General features: G+C 70.4%; 8 protein-coding genes. 7 read left to right on the top strand and 1 reads right to left on the bottom strand.

Annotated features, from left to right (window positions below):
• Nucleotides 1-100: 100 nt before the first annotated feature.
• The 7 genes from cyoE (at nt 101) to IP78_RS14610 (ending at nt 5228) form a co-directional block, all read left to right on the top strand.
• Nucleotides 101-1066, top strand: a complete 966-nt coding sequence (cyoE, locus tag IP78_RS14640) for a heme o synthase (protein ID WP_054112397.1) — start codon at nt 101-103, stop codon at nt 1064-1066.
• The gene (locus IP78_RS14635) at nt 1066-1245 is read left to right on the top strand and encodes a hypothetical protein (protein WP_054112396.1); all 180 of its coding nucleotides are present in this window, start codon (nt 1066-1068) and stop codon (nt 1243-1245) included. Before cyoE ends, IP78_RS14635 begins: the two co-directional genes overlap by 1 nt.
• Complete coding sequence (locus IP78_RS14630; protein ID WP_054112395.1) at nt 1245-1835, top strand: cytochrome c oxidase assembly protein; 591 nt, start codon at nt 1245-1247, stop codon at nt 1833-1835. The genes IP78_RS14635 and IP78_RS14630 overlap by 1 nt, the downstream gene beginning before the upstream one ends.
• 52 nt (nt 1836-1887) lie before the next feature.
• A complete protein-coding gene (locus IP78_RS14625; protein ID WP_054112394.1) occupies nt 1888-2760 on the top strand; it encodes a cytochrome c oxidase subunit 3 in 873 nt (290 codons plus the stop codon).
• Nucleotides 2753-3469 carry an SURF1 family protein gene (locus IP78_RS14620; RefSeq protein WP_054112393.1) on the top strand — a complete coding sequence of 239 codons (717 nt, stop codon included), beginning with the start codon at nt 2753-2755 and terminating at the stop codon, nt 3467-3469. Before IP78_RS14625 ends, IP78_RS14620 begins: the two co-directional genes overlap by 8 nt.
• Before the next feature lie 50 nt (nt 3470-3519).
• Nucleotides 3520-4728 (top strand): pitrilysin family protein, encoded by a 1209-nt coding sequence (locus IP78_RS14615; protein WP_156320446.1) that lies wholly within the window; start codon nt 3520-3522, stop codon nt 4726-4728.
• A gap of 218 nt (nt 4729-4946) precedes the next feature.
• The gene (locus IP78_RS14610) at nt 4947-5228 is read left to right on the top strand and encodes an usg protein (protein WP_054112391.1); all 282 of its coding nucleotides are present in this window, start codon (nt 4947-4949) and stop codon (nt 5226-5228) included.
• 26 nt (nt 5229-5254) lie between these two features.
• Here the strand turns inward: IP78_RS14610 and IP78_RS14605 are convergent, their stop codons facing one another.
• A complete protein-coding gene (locus tag IP78_RS14605) occupies nt 5255-6082 on the bottom strand; it encodes a hypothetical protein (protein WP_054112390.1) in 828 nt (275 codons plus the stop codon).
• Nucleotides 6083-6278 lie beyond the last annotated feature (196 nt).

The following is a 6278-nucleotide window of genomic DNA, read 5'->3' as shown; positions in this document are numbered from 1 at the left end:
GCCCGGACGCGCACACCGTGTCTGGAGCCGCCCCCTCCACCGCTTCGCGGTCCCCCTCCCCCGTTTCGCTTTGCTCACGGGGGAGGATTAGAAGAACGACATGACCCAAGCCGACGCCCCCGTCCTGTCGACCACCCAGCCGGAAGACTTCTTCCAGCTGCTGAAGCCGCGCGTCATGTCGCTGGTGATCTTCACCGCCGCGACGGGGCTGGTGGTGGCGGGGGCTGACATCAACCCTCTGGTCGCCGCGATCGCCATCCTGTGCATCGCCGTCGGCGCGGGCGCGGCCGGAGCCCTCAACATGGCGCTGGAAGGCGACACCGACGCCCTGATGCGACGCACGCGCGGGCGTCCCGTGGCGGCCGGGCGGCTGAAGTCGAACGACGCCCTGACCTTCGGTGTCGTTCTGTCGGTCTTCTCTGTCACCCTCCTGGGCATGAACACCAACTGGACGGCAGCGGGGCTCCTGCTCCTGACGATCGTCTACTACGCCGTCTTCTACACCCTGATGCTGAAGCGCCGGACGCCCCAGAACATCGTCATCGGCGGGGCGGCGGGGGCGTTCCCTCCCGTGATCGGCTGGGCGGCGGCCACGGGCGAGGCCCCGTGGCAGGCGTGGCTGCTGTTCCTCATCATCTTCCTGTGGACCCCGCCGCACAGCTGGGCGCTGGCGCTCTATTCGACCGGCGACTACGCCAAGGCGGGCATTCCGATGATGCCGGTGGCGCGCGGCGCCAAGTCGACCCGGCTGCAGATCCTGCTCTATTCGCTCGTGTTCGTTCCGGTGGCGATCGCCCCCGGCCTGACGGGTCTCGGCGGGCCGATCTATCTGGCCGTTTCGGTCGCCGGCGGCCTGCTGTTTCTGGCGCTCGCGTTCCGGCTTTGGCGCTCCCGCGCGGGCGATCAACCCGACAAGGCCGAGGCCGTGGGGCGAGAGGCCGCATTGTATGACGTGCGCGCCGAGGCCAAACCGGCACGCAATCTTTTCGCCTTTTCGATCCTGTACCTGATGGCCCTGTTCGCCGCCCTGCTGGTCGAACGGTTCGCGCCATTCGGAGCCCTGTAATGCCGACCCTCCTGACCCCCGAACAGCTTCAGGCCCGCAATCGTCGCAGCCTCTGGATCGCACTGGGCCTGGTCGGCTTCATCGTCCTGATCTTCCTGACGACCTTCCTGCGCATGCAGTCCAATCTGGAAGAGCGAAAGGCGCTGAACGCCGCCGCGACCGCGGAGGCCGCGCGCTGATGGGCGAAGAGCGCAAAACCCGCTGGTCCACCCGCGCCGTCGCGCTGGCCTGCGCCGGCGTCGTCCTGACCATGACCGGCGCGGCCTTCGCCGCCGTGCCGCTGTATGACCTGTTCTGCCGGGTCACCGGTTTCGGCGGCACGACCATGCGGGCCGACAAGCCTTCCGAAATCGTCCTGGACCGCACGGTCAAGGTCCGCTTCGACACGAACGTCCGCAACCTGCCCATGACCTTCAAGGCCGAGCAGGTGACCCAGACCGTCCGCATCGGCGAGACCGGCCTGGCCTATTTCGACGTGACCAACACCTCCGACCGGCCGATCGCGGCGCGCGCCAGCTACAACGTGGTCCCCGAGCAGACCGGCCAGTATTTCCAGAAGCTGCAGTGCTTCTGCTTCGACGACCAGACCATCGCGCCCGGCCAGACCATCCAGTTCCCGGTCCAGTACTTCGTCGATCCCCTGATCGCCCGGAATGCCGAGACCGACGGGGTCGAGGAGATCACCCTCAGCTACACCTTCTATCCCTCTTCGGAAGACGCATCTTCGACAAGTCCCGCCTCCGGCGGCGGCGCCACTGGCGCGGGCTGAAACCCGACGCTATAGCCTGCCGCAAACTCCTACCGCCTGACCCGGACACGACATGGCCCACGCCGCTCCGCACCACGACTATCACCTGGTCGACCCCAGCCCCTATCCGCTGATCTGCTCCATCACCGTCACCGTCATGATGGTCGGCGCGGTCATGTGGATGAAGGGCCTGTTCGGCATGCCGGAAGGCACCTCGTGGCTGTTCTTCGCGGGTCTGGCGGGCACGCTGTACGGCATGGGCGCCTGGTGGTGGGACGTGATCCGCGAGGGCCAGAAGGGCGACCACACGCCCGTCGTCTCCATCGGCCTGCGCTACGGCATGACGCTGTTCATCGCGTCGGAGATCATGTTCTTCGCCGCCTTCTTCTGGATGTTCTTCGAGATGGCCCTCTTCAACGAGGCGCGCACGAACATTCCGGAGATCTCCAGCTGGGCCGAGACGGCCGCGGCCTGGTCGACCTGGCCGCCGCGCGGTGTCGAGACGCTGGACCCGTGGTCGCTGCCGCTGCTGAACACCGTGATCCTGCTGCTGTCGGGCACCACGGTGACCTGGGCTCACCATGCCCTGCAAGTCGGCGACCGGAACGGTGCGCGTCTGGGCCTGATCATCACCGTGGCGCTGGGCGTGCTGTTCACCGGTGTGCAGGCGTATGAATACTACCACATCATCCACGAGAACCTGTTCTTCAACGACGAAGCGGCGGGCTCGGGGCTGTATGGTTCCATCTTCTTCATGGCCACGGGCTTCCATGGCTTCCACGTGCTGGTGGGAACCATCTTCCTGGCCGTCTGCCTCATCCGCCTGCTGGCCGGCCAGCTGCGCCCGGAGAAGCACTTTGGCTTCGAGGCGGCGGCCTGGTACTGGCACTTCGTGGACGTGGTCTGGCTGTTCCTCTTCGCCTTCGTCTACGTCACCTTTGGCTGAGGCCGGCGCCCGGCCGGGCTTTCCCTGGCTGCTGACGGTCCTGCTGATCCCGGCGCTCGGCCTGCTCATCGGGCTGGGCGTCTGGCAGTCCCAGCGTCTGGCCTGGAAGACCGACCTCATCGCCCGCGCCGAGGCGGCGGCCGCCCAGCCCCCCGCCCTTCTCGCAGACGTCCTCGCCTCGCCCGATCCGGAGTTCCGCAGGGCGCTTGTCTTGTGCCGGGGCCTGCCGACCGCGCCGTTCGTCGAGCTGCGCTCGATCCAGGACGGAGCGCCCGGCTTTCGGCTGATCTCGGCCTGCATGCCCGAGGGCCTCGGCCAGACCTTCCTCGTCGATCGGGGCTTCGTGCCTGAGAGCGTCTCCGACCGCCCCCGCGTCGCGCCCTCCACCCTGCCGCTCAGCCTGACGGTGGAGCTGCGCCGCACGCCGCCGCCGGGCGCCATGACCCCCGCGCCGGAAGGGACGCGCTTCTACGGTCGGGACAACGCCGCGATGGCGCGGGCGCTCGGCGCCACGACCCCGCCGTCGGAGTTCACCCTGTTCGCCCTCGTCAGCCCCAATCCGGAGTGGGAGGCCTTGGTCGCCTCCGCGCCGCCCGCCGCCTTCTCCAACAACCATCTGGGATACGCCCTGACCTGGTTCGGCCTCGCCCTGGCCCTGGCCGGCGTCTACGTCGCCCTGCTGATCCGCCGCCTGAGAGGCCGCGCGTGAGCCCCCGGCTGCACACCCTGTCGAACGGCGTGCGCGTCGTCTGCGACCCCATGCTGGGGCTGCGGACGCTGGCTCTGACCGTCGCCGTCAAGGGCGGGGCGCGGTGGGAGCCGGAGGACCGCTCGGGCTGGTCGCACCTGCTGGAGCACCTCGTGTTCAAGGGGGCGGGCGAGATGGGCGCGCGCGACATCGTCGAGCGCATCGAGGCCGAGGGCGGGTCGATCAACGCCGCGACCGGCTATGAGCGCACCAGCTTCGACGTCCGCGCTCTGGACGGCTCCCTGCCGCTGGCCATGCAGATCGTCTCCGACCTCGTCTTCCGGCCCACGCTCGATCCGGCCGAGATCGAGCGGGAGAAGGATGTCGTCGCCCAGGAGATCGCCGAGGCCTTCGACACGCCCGACGACCACGTCTTCGAGATGGCCCAGACGCGGGCCTTCGCCGGCCAGCCGCTGGGCCGGCCGATCCTGGGATCGGTCGAGAGCCTGGCCTCCGCCGACCGGGCGACGATGCAGGCCTGGCGCGCCCGGCTCTATTCGCCCGATCGCATGACCGTGGCCGTCTCCGGCGCCGTGGACGAGGACGAGCTCCTGAGCCTCGCCGAACGCTTCTTCGGCGACGCCGTGGCCGCCTCCGCCGACGCGCCGCAACCCGCCGCCTTCACCGGAGGCCAGGCCGCCCTGAGTCGCCGCATCGAACAGGCCAACCTCGTCTTCGAGCTGCCCGGCGTCTCGGCGTCCGACCCCGCCGCGCCGGCGATGCGGGTGTTCGGCGAGATCCTGGGGGGCGGCATGGCCAGCCGGCTGTTCCAGACCGCGCGCGAGGAGCGGGGTCTGGCCTATGCCATCGACGCCTGGCACGATCCCTATGACGACGCGGGCATCCTGGGCGTCTACGCGGGCGCATCCGCCGAGCGGGCGGTGGAGCTGGCCGAGCTGACCGCCGACCAGATCCGCGACCTGGCCGATCAGGGGCCGACCGAGGCGGAGCTGTCCCGCGCCAGGGCCGTGCTCAAGGCCGGGCTGTGGATGTCGGACGAGAGCCCCGCCAGCCGCGCCGGCCGCATGGCCGCCCAGACCCTGATGTTCGACCGGCCCATTCCGTCGGAAGAGACCGCCGCCCGCATCGACGCCGTGACCGCGCAGGCCGTGGCCGAGGCGGGGCGTCGCACGATCCAGCCCGGCCGCGCCGCCACCGCCGTGCTGGGGCCGAAGGCCGCCGCCCCGGCCGGCCGGGCCTTCGCCACGCGGCTGGCCTGAGGCCGTTCCGTCCGGCGTGGCAGCAGTCACGGGGCGCTGCTGATAAGCCCCTGATTCCCAACGTTTTTGTTCATTGATCCGTCACGATTCCTGCGGCAGCATCTCCCTCGTCGGCGCCGCCTCTCGCGCCGGGGCTCCACCTCCGCAGGAGCGATCGGCCGGGCGGGGGCGCCGGCGCGCAACCCGCCCTTTCCCGGGGCCAGCAGAGGACCGCCCGCATGGGCCACGCCGCCGACCACGCCGAACTCGACCTCCAGCTCAAGGGCTACGGCCTGACCACGGCCGAGATCACCTACCGCATGCCCGACAGCCCCTCCCTGCTCCAGACCTATGTCTGGCAGGCGTACGACCTGGCGCCCCACTTCCCGGAGCTGGAGAAGTTCCTGGATTTCTGGCACCGCACCCTGGACGGCCCGCTGCACAGCGTCCGCTACGCCCACCAGCGCCTGATCGGCCCCAGCGAATGGCGCAACCTCAGCGGCGTCTGGCGGCTGCAGTAGTCCTCCTTCGCCAAGGCTTCGGAGGATCAGGGATCGCGGCCGCCGGGCGGGGCGGAAAACGCGTGCGAACCGTCTGAACCGTCTGAAATCGACCCGGACACCGGATCGCGGCCCGGAGCGTCGAGGTCGGCGCCGACCCGGGCCAGACGCTCCAGCTCGGCGTCGATCGGGGCGCGGGCCACATCGGCGCCGGAAGCCGGGGCCGGGCTTTGAGCCGCGGCGCGGGCCAGGTCGCGGAGCCGGGCCTTCTGGGCCATCTCGTCCACGAGAGCGCGGGCGCGGGCGTCGACCTCGGCCATGTCGGCGTCGCGGCGGGCGTCGGCTTCGGCCTTGGCCTTGCGGGCCTCCTCGATCTCGGCGCGGGCCATGAGGCGGTCGTGGACCCGCATCCAGCTGGCGGCCGCCCCGCCGCGCCCCTGGGCCATCGCCCGGCGCAGCTGATAGAGCGCCCGCTCCGCCAGCGACGCATAGCCCTCGTCGTCGGAGATGTGGCCCCAGCGATCGTCGAGGCGTTCCTCCGCCCCGGGCTCATGCAGCGAGGAACCGCGTTCCGAGCGGTAGCCCCACTCAGGGTCGTCCTGGTCGGCGCGGCGCCAGCCTTCCTTGCGGGCGCGCTCGCGCAGGGTCCCCATGCTCAGGTCGAAGCGGAAGGCCACCTCCTCGGCCGTCTCGCCCGCCAGATAGGCGTCGCGCGCCCTGGCCCAGGTCTCGTCGGAGCGGATGCGATAGCCGCCGCGCGGGGCGGGCGCCGGCTTGGCGCCCCGCTGGCGCGTGTCGGGCTCGGCGTCGTACCAGACCCCGCGCGTCGGCGGGTCTGCGTCGTCCCAGGACGCGGCGTTCTCGAAATCCGGCATGGCCCCTCTCTCCGTCCGGCGGCGTCCCCGCCGCGGTGAAACCGGCCATTGTAAGCGAGGCGGGAGCGCCGTTCGGTGTTTTGGGTCTCAGCGCGGAGAGGCGTTGACGGAAAAGGGGAATTGCGGGTGAGTTCGCCTAACATCCCTTCTCCCCTTGCGGGAGAAGGTGGCCGAGCGAAGCGAGGTCGGATGAGGG

It is taken from the genome of Brevundimonas sp. AAP58, assembly GCF_001295975.1.
Classification (GTDB): domain Bacteria; phylum Pseudomonadota; class Alphaproteobacteria; order Caulobacterales; family Caulobacteraceae; genus Brevundimonas.
This window is presented reverse-complemented; position numbering and strand designations above follow the sequence as displayed.

Excerpts from the sequence above, each read along its gene's own strand:
- cyoE (WP_054112397.1), top strand. The coding sequence starts at position 101 with ATGACCCAAGCCGACGCCCCCGTCCTGTCGACCACCCAGCCGGAAGAC.
- IP78_RS14635 (WP_054112396.1), top strand. The coding sequence starts at position 1,066 with ATGCCGACCCTCCTGACCCCCGAACAGCTTCAGGCCCGCAATCGTCGC.
- IP78_RS14630 (WP_054112395.1), top strand. The coding sequence starts at position 1,245 with ATGGGCGAAGAGCGCAAAACCCGCTGGTCCACCCGCGCCGTCGCGCTG.
- IP78_RS14625 (WP_054112394.1), top strand. The coding sequence starts at position 1,888 with ATGGCCCACGCCGCTCCGCACCACGACTATCACCTGGTCGACCCCAGC.
- IP78_RS14615 (WP_156320446.1), top strand. The coding sequence starts at position 3,520 with ATGCTGGGGCTGCGGACGCTGGCTCTGACCGTCGCCGTCAAGGGCGGG.
- IP78_RS14610 (WP_054112391.1), top strand. The coding sequence starts at position 4,947 with ATGGGCCACGCCGCCGACCACGCCGAACTCGACCTCCAGCTCAAGGGC.
- IP78_RS14605 (WP_054112390.1), bottom strand. The coding sequence starts at position 6,082 with ATGCCGGATTTCGAGAACGCCGCGTCCTGGGACGACGCAGACCCGCCG.